This window comes from Variovorax sp. V118 (assembly GCF_041154445.1).
GTDB lineage: Bacteria > Pseudomonadota > Gammaproteobacteria > Burkholderiales > Burkholderiaceae_C > Variovorax > Variovorax boronicumulans.
Map to the genome: position 1 here is coordinate 1,566,730 of NZ_AP028663.1, position 20,409 is coordinate 1,587,138.

A 20,409-nucleotide genomic window follows, 5' to 3' on the forward strand; every position below is an offset into this window, starting at 1 on the left:
AAGTTTTCGTGACAAACGACAGTCGCCGCGCACGCCGTGCGTCTAGGTATCGGTACGCAGCAGCGACATGAAGGCTCTCCACCATGAGCCGCTGCCACGCGAGCTTCATCCTTGAGAACCGAGCTGTAAATGCATGACATGAAGAAGAACGCCCCACCGACCTGCTGGAGAGCGGTGTGGCTGGCGGTGATGGCGATCGGTGCCCCGGTGGGCGCCTTCGCACAAGCACCTGCCGCTGTCTCCACGCCGGCGCCGACCTCGGCGCCCACACCGGCCGCGGGCGCGCCCGCAGCCGCCGAACCGGCCCGCAAGGTCGACATCGCCGAATACATCGTGCGCGGCAACACCGTGCTGGACGCCCGCGCCATCGAGAAGGCGGTCACGCCCTTCCTCGGCCCTGAGCGCACGCTCAAGGACGTGGAGGGCGCGCGCGACGCGCTGCTCGCGGCCTACCAGGCGGCGGGCTACCAGTCGGTGTACGTCGACCTGCCCGAACAGCAGGTCACGCAGGGCGTGGTGTTCCTGCAGGTCAACGAGACCCGCGTGGGCCGCGTGCGCGTGGTGGGCGCCGAGTACAACTCGCCGCTCGACGTGCGCGACCAGGTGCCGGCGCTGAAAGAGGGCGGCGTGCCCGACTTCAACAAGGCCCAGGCCGAGCTCACCGCGCTCAACCGCAGCCCCAAGCGCCAGGTGATGCCGCTGGTGCGCCCCGGCACCATGCCGGGCACGATGGACGTCGACCTGAAGGTCGAGGACCAGAGCCCGTGGCGTGCCAGCGTGGGCCTGAACAACGACTACAGCGCCGACACGCGCAAGCTGCGCGCCAGCGCCTCGCTGGGCCACGACAACCTCTGGCAGATGGGCCACAGCGCCTCCATCAGCTTCTTCGGCGCGCCGCAGGACCTGAACCAGACGCAGGTGTTCTCGGCCTCGTACAACGCGCCGCTCAAGGGCACGAACTGGAGCCTCGAAGCCAACGCCTTCGTGTCCGACAGCAACGTGGCCACCGTGGGCGGCACCACCGTGCTGGGCAAGGGCCACTCGATCGGCCTGAAGGCCACCTACACGGTGCCCAACACCGGCAACTGGTGGCATGCCTTCAGCGTGGGCGTCGACTTCAAGAACAACAAGGAAGCGCTGACGCTCAAGGGCAGCGGCGACACCGTGCCGCTCAAGTACGCGCCGATCACGCTGTCGTACTCGGGCTTCCGCCAGACCGACAAGAGCCAGTACGGCGTGGGCGTGTCGCTGGTGGCAGGCACCAGCAGCTCGTTCAAGTACGGCAGCGACTGGGCGGCCTTCGACTACAAGCGCTACAAGGCCTCGCCCAGCTTCATGGTGCTCAAGACCGACCTCAACGGCGCCCACAGCTTCGAGGGCGGCACGCAGGTGGCCTTCCGCGTCAACGCGCAGATGACCGATTCGCCGCTCGTCTCGAGCGAGCAGATCGCCGCGGGCGGCATGAACTCGGTGCGCGGCTATCTGTCGGCCGAGGCCACCGGCGACTACGGCGTGGTCGGCTCGGTCGAGCTGCGCAGCAAGCCGCTCGCCTTCCTGGGCAGCACCGTCGAGAACTGGCGCGTGTACGCCTTTGCAGACGCCGCGCGGCTGCGCCTGAAGAGCCCGCTGCCCGAGCAGGCCGAGCGCTTCTCGCTGTATTCGGTGGGCGTGGGCACGACCTTCAAGGTGGGCACCTATTTCTCGGGCCGCGTCGACATCGGCTATCCGCTGGTCGACGGCCCGCGCACCAAGAAGCACGACACGCAGGTGAATTTCAGCATCACCGCGAGCTACTGACCGAACGAACGACCGACGGCAACAGCCATTCCTCTTTTCGATTTTTTTCTCATTCCACGAGCTTTCCGGAGAACCCTGTCATGCGACGACTTCTTTTCATCGCGCTCACGTTGTTGAGCACGCTCCTGCCGGGCCTGGCCCATGCCTGGTGGCAGGCCGAATGGGCCTACCGCAAACCCGTCACCATCGACGGCGGCCCGCAGGCCGGCGCCATCGGCAGCGATGCCGGCCGCGTGCCGGTGCTGGTGCGCCTGCACACGGGCAACTTCAAGTTCGAGGGTGTGAGCGAGACCGGCGCCGACCTGCGCTTCGTCGCGGGCGACGACAAGACCGTGCTCAACCACCAGATCGAGCAGTTCGATCCGCTCCTGGGCATCGCGCTGATCTGGGTCGACGTGCCCAACGTCTCGGCCGGCACGCCGCAAAAACTCTGGATGTACTACGGCAACCCCAAGGCCCCGGCCTCGGGCAACGGCCAGCGCAGCTTCGACCCCGACTACACGCTGGTCTACCACTTCGCCGAAGGCGCGGTGCCGCCGCGCGACACCACCGCCTACGGCAACAACGGCCAGACCGCGGCGGTGCCCGTCGAAGGCACGGTCATCGGCAAGGGCGCCCAGCTCGGCAACGGCGCGCTGATGCTGCCCGCCACGCCCTCGCTGGCCGTGACGGCCGGCGGCACGCTGACCTTCTCCGCCTGGATCAAGCCCGACTCGCTCGGCGCGCGCCAGGCGATCTATGCGCGCCGCGACGGCGCCGGCGAACTCGTGGTCGGCATCGACCAGGGCGTGCCCTTCGTGCAGGTCAATGGCCAGCGCAGCACGCCCGGCCAGCCGGTGCAGGCCGGCCAGTGGTCACACCTGGCGGTGAAGGCCGAGGGCGACAGCGTCGCGCTGTATGTGGGCGGCCGTCCGGCCGTGTCGCTGGCCGCGAAGCTGCCCGCGCTGAACACCGCTGCTGCGCTCGGTGCCGATGCACCGACCACCGCACCCGCTGCACCGGGTGCAGCACCCGTCGCCGGCTTTGCGCCATTCACCGGCGCGATCGATGAAGTGCGCCTGTCGAAGGTCGCACGCCCCGACGCGCTGCTGCTGGCCGATGCCGTGTCGCAAGGCGCCGAGTCGCGCCTGGCCGCCTTCGGCCCCGACGAGCAGCAGGCCGGCAAGAGCCACTTCGGCTTCATCCTGGCCGCGATGCCGCTGGATGCATGGATCGTGGTCGGCCTGCTGGGCCTGATGATGGCGCTGTCGTGGGCCATCATGATCGGCAAGGGCCGCAACTTCGGCGCCACCTCGCGCGCCAACGCCACCTTCATCGAGCACTTCCGCGAAGCCGCCGGTGCGCCGCTGGACCGCCTGGCCACCAACAACACGGTGCCGCAGGAAGTGCGCGCCGATTCCTCGCTGTGGCGCCTGTACGAAGTGGCCATCGAGGAGATGCGTCGTCGCCATGACCGCGGCTACGACCTGAACGCCGTGTCGGCCTCCACCATCGGCGCCATCCGCGCCGCGATGGACGGCGTGATGGTGCGCGAGACCGAGCGCATGTCCAAGCGCATGAACTGGCTGTCGACCACCATCGAAGGCGCGCCGTACGTGGGCCTCTTCGGCACCGTGATCGGCATCATGCTGGTGTTCGTGGTGGCGGCCATGGCCGGCGCCGTGGACATCAACTCGGTGGCGCCCGGCATGGCCGCCGCGCTGCTGTGTACCGCCGCCGGCCTGGGCGTCGCGATCCCCGCGCTGTTCGGCTACAACTGGCTGGCCTCGCGCTCGGACGCCATCGGCGCCGACATGGCCGTGTTCGTCGACGAGTTCGTCACGCGCCTGGCCGAAGAGCAGGGCGAGGGCCGCTCGCTGCCGGTGGCCGTGCAGGCGCGCCGCGCCTGAGGACCGCGCACCATGGCAAACACAGCCGCGAAGTTCGCCGTGCGCAAGCGCACGGGCGGCATCAACATCACGCCCTTCGTCGACGTGCTGCTGGTGGTGCTGGTGATCTTCATCCTCACCAGCAACGCCAGCATCCCGGGCATCAAGGTCGACCTGCCCAAGGCCAGCGCCTCGGTGGCGCTGGAGAAGCCCAAGACCAAGGCCATCACGATCGACAACGCGGGCAACGTGTTCCTGGACGCCTACCCGGTCACGCTGCCCGAGCTCGAGGAGCGCCTGCGCACCGAGAAGGCGCTGTCGCCCGACTTTCCCGTGATCGTGCGCGGCGATGCCAGCGTGCAGTACGCGAAGGTGGTCGACGTGCTCGACCTGCTGCGCCGCATCGAGCTGAACCAGATCGGCCTCGTGACCGGCAAGCAGAAGTGAGGACCGGAGCGTGAACCCTCGCGACCCGATTTCTTCTGCCTCGCCCGCGCCGCGCTCCAGCGGCACGGGTGGAACGGCCGCGCTGTGGCGCCGCTGGGGCGGGGTGGTCATCGGCCTGGCGATCGTCGTGGCGCTGGCGCTGCTCGTGTGGCGGCTCCTGTCCGACACCGCGAGCCAGAAGCGCGTGGTGGCCGACGCGCCCACGCTGATGCTGCCGCCGCCCCCGCCACCGCCGCCCGAACCCGAGAAGCTGCCCGAGCCCGAGCCGGAAAAGATCAAGCCCGAAGTGGTCGAGCCCGAGCCCAAGCCGGTCGAGCCGCTGGAAGCGCCCAAGGACGACGCGCCGCCCAGCCCCTCGAAGGACCTGGGCGACCCGGTGACCATGGACAGCGCCGGCCAGGCCGGCAACGACGCCTTCGGCATCCAGGCCGGCAGCGGCGGCGGCATGAGCGGCACCGGCGCCGGCGGCGGCCTGGGCAGCGGCTCGTACGCGCGCTACGTGTCGAGCATGTTGCAGCAGGCGCTGTCGCGCGACCCGCGCACGCGCCAGCTGGTGTTCGACGACATCCAGATCGACCTGTGGCTCGGCGCCGACGGCAAGACCACGCGCGCCCAGCTGGTGCGCGGCACCGGCACCGAGGACATCGACGAGGCCGTGCTGGCGCTGGTGCGCGGGCTCGACCGCGTCGACGAACGTCCGCCGGCCTCGATGCGCTTTCCGATGCGCGTGTCGATGAAAGGCCGCCGGCCATGACTTTCCACACCTGTACGGCCGACGCCCGGCCCGACTCCTTTCCTCCAGTGAACGAAGCGATGAACACCCTGCACAACACCCTCCCGCGCCGGGGCGCGATGCCGGCCCTGCGCCAGTGCGCGCTCGCGGCGGCCGTGGCCTCCGCCTTCGTGCTGTCGGCCGGCACCGCCATGGCCCAGACCGCCGCCGCGCCCGCGGGCGAATCGGCCATGGTCAAGCTGATCCGCGGCCTCATTCAAAGCGGCACGCTCGCCAAGGACGTGGGCGAAGCGCTGCTGGCGCAGGCCCAGACCGAAGCCATCGCCGCGCAGCAGGCGCAGCGCCAGGCGGCCGTGTCGGCCACCGCCGCATCGGCCACCGTCGCGGGCGGCATGCGCCTCGAAGCGGGCGACGTGCGCGTGCCCTACATCTCGCAGACCGTGCGCGACCAGATCCGCGACGAGGTCAAGGCGCAGGTCATGGCCCAGGCCAAGGACGAAGGCTGGGCCGCGCCCAACGAAACGCCCGAGTGGAGCAAGCGCATCCGCTTCGAAGGCGACGTGCGCGTGCGCAACGAATCGCGCAGCTACGCCGGCAACAACAGCGACATCGAGATCAACTGGCCCTCGCTCAACCAGGGCAGCGGCTACGACGTCAACCCGAACACCAACCTGTCGCTGCCCTCGATCCTGAACACGCGCCAGGACCGCCGCAACCTGTTCCGCGCCCGCGCACGCGTGGGCCTGCTGGCCGATCTGTCGGAGAACACCAAGGCCGGCGTGCGCCTGGCCTCGGGCAGCGACGAGAGCCCCGTCTCGACCACCACCACGCTGGGCGGTGGCCTGGGCAAGAAGAGCGTGTGGCTCGACCAGATGTGGATCTCGCACAAGCCGACCGACTGGCTCACCGTGACCGGCGGTCGGTTTGCCAACCCCTTCATGTCGACCGACCTGCTGTATTCGAGCGACCTGAACTTCGACGGCATTGCCGCGCAGTTCGACAAGAAGCTGGCTGCGAACCGCGACCTGTCGCTGTTCGGCACGCTGGGCCTCATCCCGCTCGAGTACTCGGCGGACGGTTCGCCCACGCGCAGCCAGCGCAAGATGAAGAGCGAGAACAAGTGGCTGCTCGGCGCGCAGGTGGGCGCCGACTGGAAGATCAACGAAGACAACCGCGTGCGCGGCGCGCTGGCGTACTACAACTTCCGCAACGTCAGCGGCCAGGTCTCCGAGCCCTGCGCGCTGTATGCGGGCGCCGACGGCTGCAGCACCGACTGGTCGCGCCCGGCCTTCATGCAGAAGGGCAACACGCTCATGCTGCTGCGCGACATCTCGCTCGACCCGCTCAACCCGGCCGGCACGCCGCAGCCGCAGTACGTGGGCCTGGCCTCGAAGTTCCGCCTGATCGACCTGAACCTGCGCTGGGACACCCAGGTGGCCGGCAACAACCTGCGCCTGGACGCCAACTTCGTGCGCAACACCGCCTACGACGCCAACGACATCTGGAAGCGCGGCGGCATCCGCGGCGCCATCGTCAACAACTTCGGCCCGACCGGCGGCACCACCCAGTCCGACTTCAAGAGCGGCGGCAACGCCTACATGCTGCAGGCCACCTACGGCAAGCCGGCACCGGCCGCGCGCGGCGACTGGAACGTGCTCGCGGGCTACAAGCGCATCGAGCCCGACGCCATGCCCGACGGCTACAACGATTCGAGCTTCCACGGCGGCGGCACCAATGCGCGCGGCTACTTCCTGGGCGGCTCGTACGCGATCGACAAGAACATGTGGTTCACCGGCCGCTGGATCTCGACCAAGGAGGTCTACGGCCCGCCGCTGTCGATCGACACCCTGCAGCTCGAATTCAATGCGCGTTTCTAAGAAGGAGTCCGCCGTGTCCCGAACGATCTTCCCGGCGCTGGCCCTGGCCGCGCTGGCCGCCACGGCCGGCGTCGCGCAGGCCCAGCAGCCGCAGGGCCAGAGCATGGAGGAGCGGCTGCGCGCGCAGCTGCGCACCACCACCACCCAGCTGCAGCAGGCGCAGAACGAGCTGGCCGCGCTCAAGGCCGGCCAGCCCGCGGGCAAGGCCCCCGCGGCACCCGGCGCGCCGCCGGCCGCGTCCGAGCTCGAGACGCTGAAGAAGGAACTGGCCGCCAGCCAGGCCCAGCTCGCGTCCGAGCGCCACGCACGCGGCCAGGCCAGCGCCGGCAACGCGCAGCTGCGCGAGCAGGCCCAGGCCGCGAGCGAGAAGGCGGGCGCGCAGATCGCGCAGTTCCGCGGCGCCTACGACGAGCTGCTGAAGATGGCGCGTGCCTCCGAGGCCGAACGCCAGCGCCTGGCCGGCGAGGCCGCGCTGCAGCGCACCGCGCTCACGCAGTGCGAGGCCAAGAACACGCAGCTGTATGCCGTCGGGCAGGAAGTGCTGCGCGCCTACGAAACCATGGACGTGGGCAGCGTGCTCGCCTCGCGCCAGCCCTTCGCGGCGCAAAGCCGCGTCAAGTACGAACAGATCGCGCAGCAGTACGGCGACAAGCTCTACGAGAGCCGCTTCGACGTGCGCGCCGTGAGCGCGCCAGCGCCTGCGGCTGCTGCATCCGCCACGGAAGGAAAGCCCCAATGAACCCCGCACAAGCCACTCCCGCAGCCGGGCTCGGCCGCCGCCTGCGCGCGGCAGCCGGCGTGCTGCTCGTCTCGTCGGTCGGCGTGGCCGCCGCGCAGCAACCCGCCGCGCCCAGCCCCGCCGTGGTCGCGCGCATCGGCGAAGTGACCATCGGCCAGGACGAGATCGAGAAGCTGCTGCAGACCCTGCCCGAGACCGAACGCGCCGCCGTCAAGGCCGACCGCGCGAGCCTCGACGGCTGGCTGCGCCAGCGTCTCGTGAGCGAAGCGCTGCTGCGCGACGCCCGCGCCAAGGGCTGGGCCGACCGGCCCGACGTGAAGGCGAAGATCGACGCCGCCACGCGCGAGATCACCGCACGCATCGTCGCCACCAGCTACCTCGAATCCGTGAGCCAGGTGCCCGCGGGCTTTCCGTCGGACGCCGAGGTGAAGACCGCCTACGACCAGGGCAAGACCGGCCTCAACCTGCCGGCCGCCTACCGCGTGGCGCAGATCTACCTGGCCACGCCCGAGCGCGACCCGGCCGCCATCGCCAAGGTGCGCGACGAAGCCAACCGCCTCGCCAAGCAGGCCCGCAGCGGCGACTTCGCCGCCGTGGCGCGCGCCAGCTCGCAGGACCGCCGCAGTGCCGAACGCGGCGGCGAGGTCGACACGCTGCCGCTCGCGCGCATCCTGCCCGAGCTGCGCGACACCGTGGCCAGGCTCAAGCAGGGCCAGGTCAGCGAACCGGTGCAGGCCGAGGCCGGCTTCCACATCGTCAAGCTGCTCGACACCCAGCCCGCGCGCATCGCCACCCTCGAGGAAATGAAGCCGCAGCTGCAGGCCGCGCTGCGCCAACAACGGCAGCAGCAGCTGGTGCAGGCCTACATGGCCCAGCTGGCGCCGCCGGCGCAACTGAGCATCGACAGCGCCGCGCTCGACGCCGCGCTCAAGAAGACCAACTGAACCCATTCCCCCTTTTCAGAAAGAAGAAGCACACCATGAACACCACCGCCACGACCCCGCAAGCCGACGACCAGGCCGCCACGCCTGTGCCTTTCGACATGCTCGACGCCGTCACGCCCGACCAGGTGTCGGACGCCATCAAGGCCGCCGGCGGCGCCGTCACCGCCATCGAACAGGATGGCGTGGTGCGCCTGCACAGCGCCAGCCACGGCATCGGCTTCCAGGTGCTGTGGGGAAATGCCGTCACCACCACCCAGTACACCGACTTCACTCTGAGCTGCCCGCTGCGCGTGCAGGGCGGCACGCTGCCCGAGGCCGTGCTCGCCGCCTGGCACCGCAGCAAGCGCTTTGCGCGCGTGGCGCAGCACGGCGACTTCGTCGTGCTCGAGATGGACGTCGTCGTGGCCGGCGGCGTCAGCCCCGCCTACCTGGCCTTCGCCGTGCGTCTGTGGATGCAGATGATGGGCGAGTTCTTCCTGCACCTGCGCAACTACGGCCCCGCCGCCGAGACGCGCGGCGACGCGGCGAATGCCGACGCCGCTGCTGCCACCGCCGCCGTCCAGGGTGTGCCCGCCGCCGCGTGATGCCACTGCCCATGCGCGCTGCATCCGGCCTGTCCGTGGACGACCACCACCATCCCTCGCACGACTCGCCCACGGGCCGCGCCATCCAGGCCGCGGCGCGCCAGGCCCAACGCGCACGCCGCGCCGAGACCGTGCGGCTGCGCCAGCGCGCCGCGCTGCTCGAGCTGCTGGTGCAGACCATGGCGGAGCTGCACATCTCGATGGCCGAGCTCAATGCGGCGCGCAAGGCGCTGGCGCCTGCGTGGCGGCAGGTGGGGGATGGGGGCGCCTTGCTCGATCGCGATCTGGAGCGTTGACGCCATGCGGCGAGGCGGCGCAGGGTAGGGCAGAATCGCGCGCCCCACGCTCCCGAAAGGCCGCACCCGTGACGACGCCCGCCCGCTCTGCCCAGATCGCACAGACCACGCCCACGGGCGCCGCCATCGCAGAGAAGGTGGCGCAGGCCTACGACTTCGGCGAGGTCCGGTCGTGCGAGCTGCTGCGGCGCAGCTTCAACCATGTCTACGGCCTGCAGTTTGCCGACGGCCGCCACGCCGTCGCGCGCCTGAGCGCCGACCGCCCGCGCGGCGCCCCCAACATCGGCTACGAAACGGCGCTGCTTGTGCACCTGAAAGCCAGGGGCGTGCCGGTGGCCGGTGCGCTGGCGGCACGCGATGGCGCACATGCTGTCGCGATGGACCTGCCCGAGGGCGAGCGTCCGCTGATCCTGTTCGAGCACCTCGACGGCGACGTGCCCGGCGACGTGCTGCCCGACGTCGAGGCCACCGGCCGCGGCCTGGCACTGCTGCACGAAGCCGCGCAGGACTACCACGGCCCCGCCAGCCGCTACACCCTGGAACTGCCCGACCTGCTGCACGCGTCGCTGGAGCGCCTGCACGCCGCATCCACCATGACCGACGCGCTGCGCCCGGAGTTCAGCGCCATCGCGCGCGCGCTCGAAGCCCGCGTCACCGCGATGCCGGCCTTGACGCGCGTTCACGGGCACGGCGATTGCCACGGCATGAACAACTTCGTGACGGAGGGTCTCGACGGCGTGCGCGTCGCCTCGTTCTTCGACTTCGACGACGCGGGCCCCGGCTGGCTGGCCTACGACCTGTGCGTGTACCTGTGGGCGATGCACCCGCGCACTGCGGGCGGGACGCTCGATGCGACGTCGTTGGCGCGCTGGCGCAGCTACCTGGTGGGCTATCGCAGCGCGCGTCCGTTGCCTTCGGCGGACGTTGACGCCATCGCCGCCTTCATGGCCGTGCGGCAGTTCTGGCTCATGGGCGAACACGCAGGCCGCATCGCGGTGTGGGGCACGCAGTCGATGCCGACGAGCTGGCTGCGCACGCAGGTGACGATGCTGACGGCGTGGGCGGAGTTGCAGACGCCGGAGTGAGGGTTCGGCTCAGGCTTGCGCGACCCAGCCTCTGAATGCCATGCCTGCATAGAACAGGCGGACGTTGGTGAAGCCCGTCTCTTCCAGCAGTGCCTCTTCCTGCGCCGGGCTGAGCAGCGTCAGCGTGGAACCGATCGCCGATGCCGCCTTGCGTGCGTTGTCCGGATCGACGCCGGAAGCTGCCGCGAAGGCGACGTAGCGCGAGAGCCACAGCTCTCGTTCTTCATTGGACTGGGGAAAGCTGAGATGCGCCATGACGAACGGCGCACCGGGCTTCAGGCGACGACGAATTTCCATCAGCGTCGACCTGCGTTCATCGAGCGTCAGGAAGTGCATCGTCAGCAGGCAGGTCGCTGCATCGAACGGGCCTTCGGGTGCGGTGTCGGTGTAGCCGTGGTGCAGCGTGACCCGTTCGGCGAGCGGGCCGAGCGTTTCCGCGGCGAGGTCGAGCATGGGCTGCGACGGATCGACGCCGACGAAATGCCATCGGGGATGCGCCTGCGCGAGCACCTTCAACTCCATGCCGCCGCCAGCGCCGATGACCAGCACGTTGGCCGCATCCGGCGCGCGTTCGGCGACGAGCAGGGCTGCCATCGTCTGCAGGTCGTGCAGGCCTGGCACCAGGCGGACGGTTTTCTCGGCGTAGTTGTTGGTGGTGGACGACGTGCTGAAGGCGGGCGCGGATTGGGACATGGGGACAGTCTATGTGGGCATTGCATGCCTCGCAGGCGCAAGGTATTCGGCAGAATCCGGCCGGAAGCGGATGTCCACCCGGGGCACGCCTCATGGGGTTTCAGAACAATGACTGACGACGACACCTTGGACACCGAACTCTCACCCGCCGAGCGTGAGCAGGTAGCCAGGCTGCCTGAGTCGGACCTGGCGCTCATCGACGCAGCGCTTCTTTCGCATGTGACCGATCAATGGCGCAAGGTGGCGCGCGTGGTTGGCATGGCGATGATGTCGATGCCCGATCACACGGAGGACGTTCCCGATGCGTTCTTCGCGAGACGGGTTGCCCTGCTTGTCGAGTCCGGGCGATTGGAGTCGCAGGGCGACCTTCGACGCATGCGGTTCAGCGAGGTGCGGTGGAGATCGGCCTGACGACGGCAGAATGCCGCCAAGAGTGGTCCGGAACAACTTCCCCTTCATCACAACGGGAGCAGGAGCTGATGGTAAGTCGCATCATGTACATCGAAGCGAAGACAAGCGGCCTGACGGGGCCGGCCCGCATTGGGCGAGTCACGTGCTCCAAGTCCGGGGCCACGCTGTACTACGCAGGGAAGTCCTTCCGCAGCCTGAAGGGGGACGGTTTCAAGTCGAACTATTTCGACGTTGAGACCGGCGAGCACTATTGGATTTCAGGGCCTCGACGCGATGGGAGAGATGCCCTCTACGCGACGCATGTTCGGCCCATCGTAGACGCAGACGTTCAGGACGAGTACTGGACGAAGGTTCGCGGTGTGGCGAAGTTGCCCCATGGCGAACGATAGGGCCAGGAGCCAACCGTGGACATCATTTCTGCGCACGCTTTCGGCAGCAACCACAGAGAGCAGATCGAGACGAGCGAGGTCTGCGGCTGCTTCTATTGCTTCGCAAAGTTCTCGCCAGTGGAGATCGTTGAATGGACCGATCAAGGTTCGACCGCGCTGTGCCCGAGATGCGCCATCGACTCGGTCATCGGCGCTGCGTCGGGGGTTCCCTTGTCCGATGAGTTCTTGCGGCAGATGCATGCCCATTGGTTCGACGCGTAGTCAATTTCGGTCAGAAGCGGACTTCTCCCGAAGCAGACTTCATTCATGAAGACAACTGGCATGCCCGCCCCGTCCCTCCAGGTTCGACGCGCGACATTCGAGGACGCCGCCCGCATCGATGCGCTCTACGGCCAACTGGTCGCAGACGCGGCGCGCTGCGTGCTGCCCGAACGTCTTCAGGCGTTGTCCGAAGACCCGAGGACGGCGCTTCTTGTCGCGGAGGTCGACGGCCAGGTGTGCGCCACGGTGCTGGTCTCGCTGTGCGAAGACGTGATGTACAAGCGGCAGCCGTTCGCGGTCGTTGAGAACGTCGTCGTCGACGCGGCTGCTCGCAACCGAGGGGTTGGGGCCGCGCTGATGCGGGAGGTCGAGGCGTTCTGCGCGGCGAGCGATTGCTCGAAGATCATGTTGCTGAGTTCGGTGGATCGCACGGATGCTCATCGGTTCTTCGAGCGCTGCGGCTTCGATGCCTCGATCAAGCGCGGGCTCGTCAAATATCGACGGTCCTTTGCTTGAAATCCCGGCCCGGAGCAGGCCTTCGGTCGACCTGCCACAGCCTCAGACCAGCGTCGAAGCCCGCCCCGCCCGCGACACCCTCGCAAGCCGCCACGTCATCCCGATCCCCACAACCGTCGCGATCAACCCCACCAGGAACACACTGGCGTGACCGTAGTGGTCGGCAATCAGCCCCGCCATCGGGCCTGTGACGCCGTACGCCAGGTCCTGGAACGCCGCGAAGCCGCCGATGGCCGTTCCGCGCAGGTGGGCGGGCACGCGCTTGACGGCCTCCAATCCCATGGCGGGGAAGACCATCGAGCACCCCATGCCGGTCAGCAGTGCGCCCACCATCGCCACGACGGGATGGGGCGCCAGCCACAGCAGCGCTTGACCCACAGCTTCGATCGCGAGGGAGACCAGCGCGACCTTGGTGCCGCCGATGCGGTCGGGCAAGCGACCCGCCAGCAGACGCACCAGGACGAAGCCCAGGCCGAAGCACGTCAGTCCATAGCCGGCACCCTGCCAGCCATGGGCCAGGAAGTACAGGGGAAAGAATGCGCCCAGGGCGGCGAAGCCGACGCCTTGCAGGCCCACGACCGCGCCTTGCTTCCAGATGAGTCCCAGCACATCCGAGAACGGTGCGCGGCGCCCTTGTGCAGACATGGCGGGCGCGATGGACCACAGCATCGCGCCGCTGACCAGCGGCAAGGCGATGCTGCCCGCCATCAGGCCGGCGAAGCCGAGCCTTTCAAGCAGCCAGAGGCCCAGGGGGCCGCCCACCGCGAAAGCGCCGTACATGCCGGTGCCGACGAGCGCCATGACCTGCCCGGAACGCGCGGGGCCCATGGCCGCCATCGCCCAGCCCAGCATGCCGACGAGCGCGAAGCTTTCGCCGAGGCCCAGCACGAGACGCCCCACCAGAAGAACCAGGTACGCGCCGACGCCATGGCCCAGCACGGGCAGCGAGGAGGCCCAGCACAGGAGCGATGCCGCCGCATAGAGGACAAGGCCCCGGAACATGGCGAACTTGCCGCCGCGTTCGTCAGCCAGACGGCCCGCCCAGCCGCGACTCAGGATGGTGGACAAAAAGGCAATGCCGACACCCAGGCCAGACGCGACATTGCCCAGGCCCAGCGTCTGTGACACGTGGAGCGTCACAGCCGGCATCGACATGGCGACAGACAGGTAGGCGAGAAATAGCGCGAGGGTCATCCAGACCAACGTGCGCAGGGAAGAAGAGTTTGTTTGGACGTTCGTCATCGAGCGCCGCTCCTTGAGTTTTCAAAGGCGGCACCAGCCGGTCGAATGGGCGGGACGATGAGCACCGAAGCGACCCACGCACACCGCCAGTCGGCATGCGGGTGCCACTGGTGATGCGTTGGTTGACGTAAACGCTTACGGCGGGATGGAGCTCTGAACAGGTCAGAGTCGATTTTTGCAGCGGCGATTCTAGCAACGTGATCGAGAACGCATCACTCGCTCGCAGATGTCGGCACGGTCTTCACGCGCCTGCCGCTCGCCGGCGCTTCCTGTCCGGCTACAGTCGGATGGCTCCATGTCCCTGACCCTATGAACAGCATCACTCCCTGCGATTCCGCCCGAACGGCGCGGCGCTTCGCTGCACTCCCTCTCTTGCCGACGCCCACCCTGACGATGGAGCGCACATAGCCATGCACGAAATCATCTGCCCCCATTGCAGCAAGGCATTCAAGATCGACGAAGCCGGCTACGCGGACATCCTGAAGCAGGTGCGCGACGGCGATTTCGAGAAGCAGTTGCACGAGCGGCTGGAACTGGCTGAGCGGGACAAACGCGCCGCCGTCGAACTTGCCCAGACCCGGGCCGCCGGCGAACTGCAGAAGGCCGCCGCCGCCAAGGACGGCGAGATCCAGGAACTCAAGGCGAAGCTCGAGGCCGGCGATGTCGCGCGAAAGCTGGCCGTGAGCGAAGCCCTGGGCGCCGTGGAACGGGAGCGCGACGCGCTCGCCAACGAGCTTGAAAAGGCCAAGCAGGACAAGCTGGCCGCCACCGCGCTTGCCGAGGCACGGCACGTGGGCGAACTGCAGAAGAGCGCCGCCGCGAAGGACGTGGAAATCCAGGAACTGAAGGCCCGGCTCGACGCCATCGAGGTGGCGAAGAAGCTCGCGATCAGCGAGGCCGTCAACGCGGTCGAGAAGGAGCGGGACCAGTGGAAGAGCGGCCTCGAGCGGGCGGAGCTCGAGAAGCAGCTCGCCGAGAAATCGCTCAAGGACAAGTACGAAACGCAGATCAAGGACCGCGACGATGCGATTGAGCGGCTGCGCGACATGAAGGCGCGCCTGTCGACCAAGATGGTGGGCGAGACCCTGGAGCAGCACTGCGAGACCGAGTTCAACCGCATCCGGTCGATGGCGTTTCCCCGCGCCTACTTCGAGAAGGACAACGACGCGCGCACGGGCAGCAAGGGCGACTACATCTTCCGCGACGCGGACGAGGCGGGCACCGAGATCGTCTCGATCATGTTCGAGATGAAGAACGAGAACGACCGCACGGCCACGAAGAACAGGAACGAAGACTTCCTGAAGGAACTCGACAAGGACCGCACCGAGAAGGGGTGCGAGTACGCGGTGCTGGTGTCGCTGCTCGAGCCCGACAACGAGCTCTACAACACCGGGATCGTCGATGTGTTCCATCGCTACCCGAAGATGTATGTCGTGCGCCCGCAGTTCTTCCTGCCCATCATCACGCTGCTGCGCAATGCGGCGATGAACTCGCTCAAGTACAAGTCGGAGCTGGCGCTGGTCAAGGCGCAGAACATCGACATCACGAAGTTCGAGACCGAGCTGGAGACCTTCAAGGCCGCCTTCGGCAGGAACTACGACCTGGCCCACGGCCACTTCCAGAAGGCGATCGCGGAGATCGACAAGTCGATCGATCACCTGCAGAAGACGAAGGAAGCGCTGCTCGGCACCGACCGCAACCTGCGCCTTGCGAACGACAAGGCACAGGACGTGACGATCAAGAAACTGACCCGCGGCAACCCGACGATGGCGGCCAAGTTCGCCGAACTCAAGAAGCTCGGGTCTTCCGAGACGGAATGACGCTGCCGCAGGCGCTACCCAGAAAATACATGAACAACATCACCATCGAATACCGCCACAACGTACCCCTGGACCCGGTCGACGTCGCCGGCGTCTTCGACCGGTCCGGCATCAAGCGCCCCACGAACGATCTCGCCCGGATCGCGCGGATGTTCGCCGCGCCCAGCCTCCTGCTGTCGGCCTGGGTCGACAACGAACTGGTGGGGCTGTCGCGGTCGCTGACCGACCATGCGTACTGCTGCTACCTGTCGGACCTGGCGGTGGACAAGAAGTACCAGGGCCATGGCATCGGCCGGGAGCTCGTCCAGCGCACGCAGGCGCTCATCGGCGACGAGGTGTCGCTGATCCTGCTGTCTGCACCGGACGCGATGTCTTACTACCCGACGCTCGGCTTCGAGCTGGCGCAGAACGCGTACGTGATCCGGCGCAAGCGCTAGGGGCCACTGCGCCACGCCTCACGGCGACCGCCGTGACCCCGCCAGCCCGGCCTTCGCATCCAGCAGGTGTCCGAGCGGCAGCGCCGTCTCCGACTTGATCTCGCGCAGCACGATGCTCGAGCGCACGTGCGTCACGCCGGGCAGGCTGAACAGCACCTCGTGCAGGAAGCGCTCGTAGTGCTTCATGTCGGGCACGGTCACGTTGAGGATGTAGTCCGCGGGCCCGGTGGCCGACACGCAGCGGATGATCTGCGGGCTTGCCGCCACGGCTTCTTCGAAGCGTTGCACCATCGCCTCGCTGTGGCGGTCGAGGTTCACCTCGGCCACGGCCGACACGTGCAGGCCCACGTGTTCGGGATCGACGAGCGCGGTGTAGCCGCGGATGACGCCGGCCGCCTCCATGTCCTTGATGCGCTTCCAGCAGGGCGTGGGCGACAGGCCGACGGCCTCGGAAATCTGCTGCACGGTCTGCCGGCCGTCATGCTGCAGTGCAGAAAGAATCTTGAGGCAATGCTCGTCAAGAGAAACAGAACCGACGTTCATCGTGATTTTTGAGTGAATTCTTCTTCAAACAAGGGTCTGCGCCAGTGTATTGAAGAAACACTTACTTGGGGGGGCGCAGAACAATTCCGGGCATGAACGCCCCACTTGAAGCGACCGCACTCCGACGGCCCGACTACCAACTTTCCGACAACCTCTGGGCCGACGCCGGCTCGGTCTTCCTCACCGGCACGCAGGCGTTGATCCGCATCCTGGCGATGCAGGGCCAGCGCGACGCGGCGCGCGGCCTGCACACGCAGGGCTTCGTGAGCGGCTACCGCGGCTCGCCGCTGGGCATGGTCGACCAGGCGATCTGGAAGGCCGGCGAGCGCTTCAAGAAGACCGGCATCCGCTTTGTGCCCGCCGTGAACGAGGAGCTGGCTGCCACGCAGGTGCTGGGCACGCAGCGCGTGGAGTCCGACCCCGAACGCACGGTCGATGGCGTGTATGCCATGTGGTACGGCAAGGGCCCGGGCGTGGACCGCGCAGGCGATGCGCTCAAGCACGGCAATGCGTACGGCTCGTCGCCGCACGGCGGCGTGCTGGTGGTGGCGGGCGACGACCACGGCTGCGTGTCGTCGTCGATGCCGCACCAGAGCGACCACGCCTTCATGGCCTGGCGCATGCCCGTGATGCAGCCCGCGAGCGTGGCCGAGTACCTGGAGTTCGGCCTGTACGGCTACGAGCTGTCGCGCTATTCGGGCGCGTGGGTGGGCATGGCGGCGCTGTCTGAAATCGTCGAGAGCGCGGGCACGGTGGACCTCGACGCGGTGAATGCGCGCGTGGCCGCCTGGGAAGACGCCGATGCCGTGCGCGCCGCCACCGGCCACGCCGCGCCGCCCGACGGCCTGCACTACCGCTGGCCCGACCTGCCGTCGCTGCGCATCGAGTCGCGGCTGGAAGACAAGCTCGCGGCCGTGGCCGCCTTCACGCAACGCAACAGCATCGACCGCCACGTCATCGTGAGCCCGCACGCCAAGGTGGGGATCGTCACCTGCGGCAAGGCGCACCACGACCTGATGGAGGTGCTGCGCCGGCTCGAACTCTCGCCCGATCAGCTCGCGCGCGCCGGGGTGCGGCTGTACAAGGTGGCCTGAGCTTTCCGGTCGAGCAGACGCGCCTCAAGGAATTCGCGCGCGGGCTCGGCGAGATCCTCATCGTGGAAGAGAAGGGCGCGGTGGTCGAGACGCAGTTGCGCGACATCTTCTACAACGCGCCGCCCGATGCGCGTCCCGTGCTCGTGGGCAAGCACGACCACGCGGGCCAGCCGCTGGTGTCGGCGCTCGGCGAGCTGCGGCCTTCGCGCCTCATCGAACTGGTCGCGCACTGGCTGGCCGCGCACTTTCCGGAGAACCACGACCTGGGCGATCACCTGCAGCACGTGCGCGACTTCACGCCGCCCGAGCTGCTGGCCAACGCGAGCGATGCGGTCAAACGCCTGCCGTACTTCTGCGCCGGCTGCCCGCACAACACCAGCACCAAGGTGCCCGAAGGCTCGACCGCGCGCGCGGGCATCGGCTGCCACTTCATGGCCAACTGGATGGACCGCAGCACGGCGGGCCTGATCCAGATGGGCGGCGAGGGCGTCGACTGGATCTCGCACGCCATGTTCACGAAGACGCCGCACGTGTTCCAGAACCTGGGCGACGGCACCTACTACCACTCGGGCTACCTCGCGATCCGCCAGGCCGTCGCGGCCAAGGCCACGCTCACCTACAAGATCCTGTTCAACGACGCGGTCGCGATGACCGGCGGCCAGCCGGTCGACGGTGTCATCAGCGTGGACGCCATAGCGCGGCAGGTGGAGTCGGAAGGCGTCACCAAGGTGGTGGTCGTGAGCGACGCCATCCATCATTACGACGCCATCAAGAACAAGTTTCCGGCGGGCACCGAGTTTCATGACCGCGCCGCGCTCGACGAGGTGCAGCGCCGCCTGCGCGAGATGCCCGGCGTGACCGTGCTCATCTACGAGCAGACCTGCGCCGCAGAGAAGCGCCGCCGCCGCAAGAAGGGCGAGCTGGCCGATCCGCCCAAGCGCCTGTTCATCAACGAGGCCGTGTGCGAAGGCTGCGGCGACTGCACCGTGCAGAGCAACTGCGTGGCCGTGCTGCCGCACGAGACGCCGATGGGCCGCAAGCGCAAGATCGACCAGACCAGCTGCAACAAGGACTATTCCTGCGCCAAGGGCTTCTGCCCCAGCTTCGTGGGCGTCACCGGCGGCAAGCTGCGCCGCAAGAGCGGGGCGCTGGCGGCCGGGCGCGATGCCTTCCTGCACCGCGTGGGCGCGCTCGCGCATCCCGCGCCGCATGCGTGGACCGGCCCGTACGACCTGCTCGTGACCGGCGTGGGCGGCACGGGCGTGGTGACGGTGGGCGCGGTCATCGCGATGGCCGCGCACCTCGAGGCCAAGTCGGCCAGCGTGCTCGACTTCATGGGTTTCGCGCAGAAGGGCGGCTCGGTGCTGAGCTTCGTGCGGCTGGCCGACACGCCCGAGCGGCTGAACCAGGTGCGCATCGACACGCAGCAGGCCGACGCCATCCTCGCGTGCGACGTGGTGGTGGGCGCTTCGGCCGACGCACTGCAGACCGTGCGGCACGGGCGCACGCGCGTGCTCGCGAACATCCATGAGATTCCCGTGGCCGAGTCGCTTCGCAACCCCGATGCCGACCTGCATGTCGACCTGCTGCTGGAGAAGATGCGCTTCGTCGCGGGCGAGGAACAGGTCGAGACCTTCGATGCGCAGAGCCTGGCCGAGGAGTTTCTGGGCGACACGCTGGCCGCGAACATCGTCGCGACCGGCTATGCGTGGCAGCGCGGCCTCGTGCCGCTGAGCCTCGAAGCGCTCATGCACGCGATCGAACTCAACGGCGTGGCCGTGGCGGCCAACCAGTCGGCGTTCTCGCTCGGGCGGCTCGCGGCCGGCGACCCCGCGGCGCTCGACCAGCTGCGCGCGGCACCGGTCGAGGCGGCGGCGCACCAGGTCGACGACCGCCCGCTGGAAACGCTGCTCGCCGATGCGCGCCGCCATCTCACCGGCTACCAGAGCGCCGCGTGGGCTGCGCGCTTCGAGCAGCGCATCCGCGCACTGCAGGCGGTCGAGTCCGCACTGCCGGGCGGCGACGCGAGCCTGCCTTTCACGCGCAACGCGGCGCGCAGCCTCTTGAAGCTCATGAGCTACAAGGACGAGTACGAGGTCGCGCGCCTGTACACCGACGGTGCGTTCCTGCAGAAGCTGAAGGACCAGTTCGAGGGCGACCTGAAGCTCGAGTTCCACATGGCGCCGCCACTGCTCTCGCGCCCGGCGCACGGGCAGGCGCCCGCCAAGGTGCGCCTCGGTGGATGGATGCTGCCGGCGATGAAGTGGCTGGCCCACGGCAAGCGCCTGCGCGGCACGCCCTTCGACCTGTTCGGCCACACGGCGGAGCGCCGCACCGAGCGCGCGTTGATCGATCACTTCGACCGCCTGCTGCAGGAGATGGCCACCGCGCTGACCCCCGACAACCAGCCGACCGCCGCACGCATCGCGGCGCTGCCGCTGTCGGTGCGCGGCTTCGGCCATGTGAAGCTGGCGAACCTGGACGCGGCGCGCCTGCGCGAGGCCGAACTGCTGCACCGCTTTGCGCCGTCGCGCTACGCGAAGCCGGTGGACGCACCCGGCGCCGGGCAGATTCGGGGCATTGCCATCGTGGCCAGCGCGCGGTAGCGGGCGCGGGCGGCGAGCGTAAGTTGC

At 68.4% G+C, this 20,409-nt stretch carries 18 protein-coding genes and 1 pseudogene; 16 read left to right on the forward strand and 3 right to left on the reverse strand.

The window, feature by feature from the left end; genetic code table 11:
• Positions 1–138: 138 nt before the first annotated feature.
• The 10 genes from ACAM52_RS07090 (at position 139) to ACAM52_RS07135 (ending at position 10,370) form a co-directional block, all read left to right on the forward strand.
• Positions 139–1,797, forward strand: coding sequence for a ShlB/FhaC/HecB family hemolysin secretion/activation protein (locus ACAM52_RS07090; RefSeq protein WP_369646542.1), 1,659 nt, complete (start codon positions 139–141; stop codon positions 1,795–1,797).
• Positions 1,798–1,877: 80 nt separating this feature from the next.
• A complete protein-coding gene (locus ACAM52_RS07095) occupies positions 1,878–3,686 on the forward strand; it encodes a DUF2341 domain-containing protein (protein WP_369646543.1) in 1,809 nt (602 codons plus the stop codon).
• Positions 3,687–3,698: 12 nt separating this feature from the next.
• Positions 3,699–4,112 (forward strand): biopolymer transporter ExbD, encoded by a 414-nt coding sequence (locus ACAM52_RS07100; protein WP_062474100.1) that lies wholly within the window; start codon positions 3,699–3,701, stop codon positions 4,110–4,112.
• Positions 4,113–4,122: 10 nt separating this feature from the next.
• Positions 4,123–4,866 (forward strand): hypothetical protein, encoded by a 744-nt coding sequence (locus tag ACAM52_RS07105; RefSeq protein WP_260684867.1) that lies wholly within the window; start codon positions 4,123–4,125, stop codon positions 4,864–4,866.
• The gene (locus ACAM52_RS07110) at positions 4,863–6,722 is read left to right on the forward strand and encodes a putative porin (RefSeq protein WP_369646544.1); all 1,860 of its coding nucleotides are present in this window, start codon (positions 4,863–4,865) and stop codon (positions 6,720–6,722) included. Before ACAM52_RS07105 ends, ACAM52_RS07110 begins: the two co-directional genes overlap by 4 nt.
• Before the next feature lie 13 nt (positions 6,723–6,735).
• Positions 6,736–7,461, forward strand: coding sequence for a hypothetical protein (locus ACAM52_RS07115; protein WP_369646545.1), 726 nt, complete (start codon positions 6,736–6,738; stop codon positions 7,459–7,461).
• The gene (locus ACAM52_RS07120) at positions 7,458–8,405 is read left to right on the forward strand and encodes a peptidylprolyl isomerase (RefSeq protein ID WP_369646546.1); all 948 of its coding nucleotides are present in this window, start codon (positions 7,458–7,460) and stop codon (positions 8,403–8,405) included. The genes ACAM52_RS07115 and ACAM52_RS07120 overlap by 4 nt, the downstream gene beginning before the upstream one ends.
• A gap of 35 nt (positions 8,406–8,440) precedes the next feature.
• Positions 8,441–8,989, forward strand: coding sequence for a YbjN domain-containing protein (locus tag ACAM52_RS07125; protein WP_082818097.1), 549 nt, complete (start codon positions 8,441–8,443; stop codon positions 8,987–8,989).
• Between the two features lie 11 nt (positions 8,990–9,000).
• The gene (locus ACAM52_RS07130) at positions 9,001–9,285 is read left to right on the forward strand and encodes a hypothetical protein (RefSeq protein ID WP_235944056.1); all 285 of its coding nucleotides are present in this window, start codon (positions 9,001–9,003) and stop codon (positions 9,283–9,285) included.
• A 68-nt stretch (positions 9,286–9,353) separates the two neighbouring features.
• Entirely contained in the window at positions 9,354–10,370 is a 1,017-nt protein-coding gene (locus ACAM52_RS07135) for a phosphotransferase enzyme family protein (protein ID WP_369646547.1), read from the forward strand.
• Between the two features lie 9 nt (positions 10,371–10,379).
• Here the strand turns inward: ACAM52_RS07135 and ACAM52_RS07140 are convergent, their stop codons facing one another.
• Positions 10,380–11,063, reverse strand: a complete 684-nt coding sequence (locus ACAM52_RS07140) for a class I SAM-dependent methyltransferase (protein WP_369646548.1) — start codon at positions 11,061–11,063, stop codon at positions 10,380–10,382.
• 126 nt (positions 11,064–11,189) lie between these two features.
• Here ACAM52_RS07140 and ACAM52_RS07145 point away from each other — a divergent pair, with 126 nt between their 5' ends.
• From ACAM52_RS07145 to ACAM52_RS07155, 3 genes are all read left to right on the forward strand, one after another.
• A complete protein-coding gene (locus ACAM52_RS07145; protein WP_369646549.1) occupies positions 11,190–11,474 on the forward strand; it encodes a DUF3658 domain-containing protein in 285 nt (94 codons plus the stop codon).
• Positions 11,475–11,878: 404 nt separating this feature from the next.
• On the forward strand, positions 11,879–12,124 hold the full coding sequence (locus ACAM52_RS07150) for a cytoplasmic protein (RefSeq protein ID WP_369646550.1): 246 nt from the start codon (positions 11,879–11,881) through the stop codon (positions 12,122–12,124).
• Between the two features lie 45 nt (positions 12,125–12,169).
• Entirely contained in the window at positions 12,170–12,640 is a 471-nt protein-coding gene (locus tag ACAM52_RS07155; protein WP_369646551.1) for a GNAT family N-acetyltransferase, read from the forward strand.
• Positions 12,641–12,682: 42 nt separating this feature from the next.
• Here ACAM52_RS07155 and ACAM52_RS07160 read toward each other — a convergent pair whose 3' ends face one another.
• Positions 12,683–13,882: an MFS transporter gene (locus ACAM52_RS07160; protein ID WP_307693279.1), complete on the reverse strand. Its 1,200-nt coding sequence runs from the start codon at positions 13,880–13,882 to the stop codon at positions 12,683–12,685.
• A gap of 410 nt (positions 13,883–14,292) precedes the next feature.
• Here ACAM52_RS07160 and ACAM52_RS07165 point away from each other — a divergent pair, with 410 nt between their 5' ends.
• Together ACAM52_RS07165 and ACAM52_RS07170 are read left to right on the forward strand one after the other, a co-directional pair.
• Positions 14,293–15,702, forward strand: a complete 1,410-nt coding sequence (locus ACAM52_RS07165) for a DUF2130 domain-containing protein (RefSeq protein WP_307693278.1) — start codon at positions 14,293–14,295, stop codon at positions 15,700–15,702.
• Positions 15,703–15,731: 29 nt separating this feature from the next.
• Positions 15,732–16,139, forward strand: a complete 408-nt coding sequence (locus ACAM52_RS07170) for a GNAT family N-acetyltransferase (RefSeq protein WP_369646552.1) — start codon at positions 15,732–15,734, stop codon at positions 16,137–16,139.
• A gap of 18 nt (positions 16,140–16,157) precedes the next feature.
• On the opposite strand, the gene ACAM52_RS07175 is transcribed toward ACAM52_RS07170, so the two are convergent.
• Entirely contained in the window at positions 16,158–16,682 is a 525-nt protein-coding gene (locus ACAM52_RS07175) for an Lrp/AsnC family transcriptional regulator (RefSeq protein WP_062474115.1), read from the reverse strand.
• A gap of 92 nt (positions 16,683–16,774) precedes the next feature.
• Between ACAM52_RS07175 and ACAM52_RS07180 the strand changes: the two are divergent.
• Positions 16,775–20,382 (forward strand): annotated as a pseudogene (locus tag ACAM52_RS07180) (indolepyruvate ferredoxin oxidoreductase family protein).
• The last annotated feature ends 27 nt before the right edge of the window (positions 20,383–20,409 follow it).

Excerpts from the sequence above, each read along its gene's own strand:
- ACAM52_RS07090 (WP_369646542.1), top strand. The coding sequence starts at position 139 with ATGAAGAAGAACGCCCCACCGACCTGCTGGAGAGCGGTGTGGCTGGCG.
- ACAM52_RS07095 (WP_369646543.1), top strand. The coding sequence starts at position 1,878 with ATGCGACGACTTCTTTTCATCGCGCTCACGTTGTTGAGCACGCTCCTG.
- ACAM52_RS07100 (WP_062474100.1), top strand. The coding sequence starts at position 3,699 with ATGGCAAACACAGCCGCGAAGTTCGCCGTGCGCAAGCGCACGGGCGGC.
- ACAM52_RS07110 (WP_369646544.1), top strand. The coding sequence starts at position 4,863 with ATGACTTTCCACACCTGTACGGCCGACGCCCGGCCCGACTCCTTTCCT.
- ACAM52_RS07120 (WP_369646546.1), top strand. The coding sequence starts at position 7,458 with ATGAACCCCGCACAAGCCACTCCCGCAGCCGGGCTCGGCCGCCGCCTG.
- ACAM52_RS07125 (WP_082818097.1), top strand. The coding sequence starts at position 8,441 with ATGAACACCACCGCCACGACCCCGCAAGCCGACGACCAGGCCGCCACG.
- ACAM52_RS07130 (WP_235944056.1), top strand. The coding sequence starts at position 9,001 with ATGCGCGCTGCATCCGGCCTGTCCGTGGACGACCACCACCATCCCTCG.
- ACAM52_RS07140 (WP_369646548.1), bottom strand. The coding sequence starts at position 11,063 with ATGTCCCAATCCGCGCCCGCCTTCAGCACGTCGTCCACCACCAACAAC.
- ACAM52_RS07155 (WP_369646551.1), top strand. The coding sequence starts at position 12,170 with ATGAAGACAACTGGCATGCCCGCCCCGTCCCTCCAGGTTCGACGCGCG.
- ACAM52_RS07160 (WP_307693279.1), bottom strand. The coding sequence starts at position 13,882 with ATGACGAACGTCCAAACAAACTCTTCTTCCCTGCGCACGTTGGTCTGG.
- ACAM52_RS07165 (WP_307693278.1), top strand. The coding sequence starts at position 14,293 with ATGCACGAAATCATCTGCCCCCATTGCAGCAAGGCATTCAAGATCGAC.
- ACAM52_RS07170 (WP_369646552.1), top strand. The coding sequence starts at position 15,732 with ATGAACAACATCACCATCGAATACCGCCACAACGTACCCCTGGACCCG.
- ACAM52_RS07175 (WP_062474115.1), bottom strand. The coding sequence starts at position 16,682 with ATGAACGTCGGTTCTGTTTCTCTTGACGAGCATTGCCTCAAGATTCTT.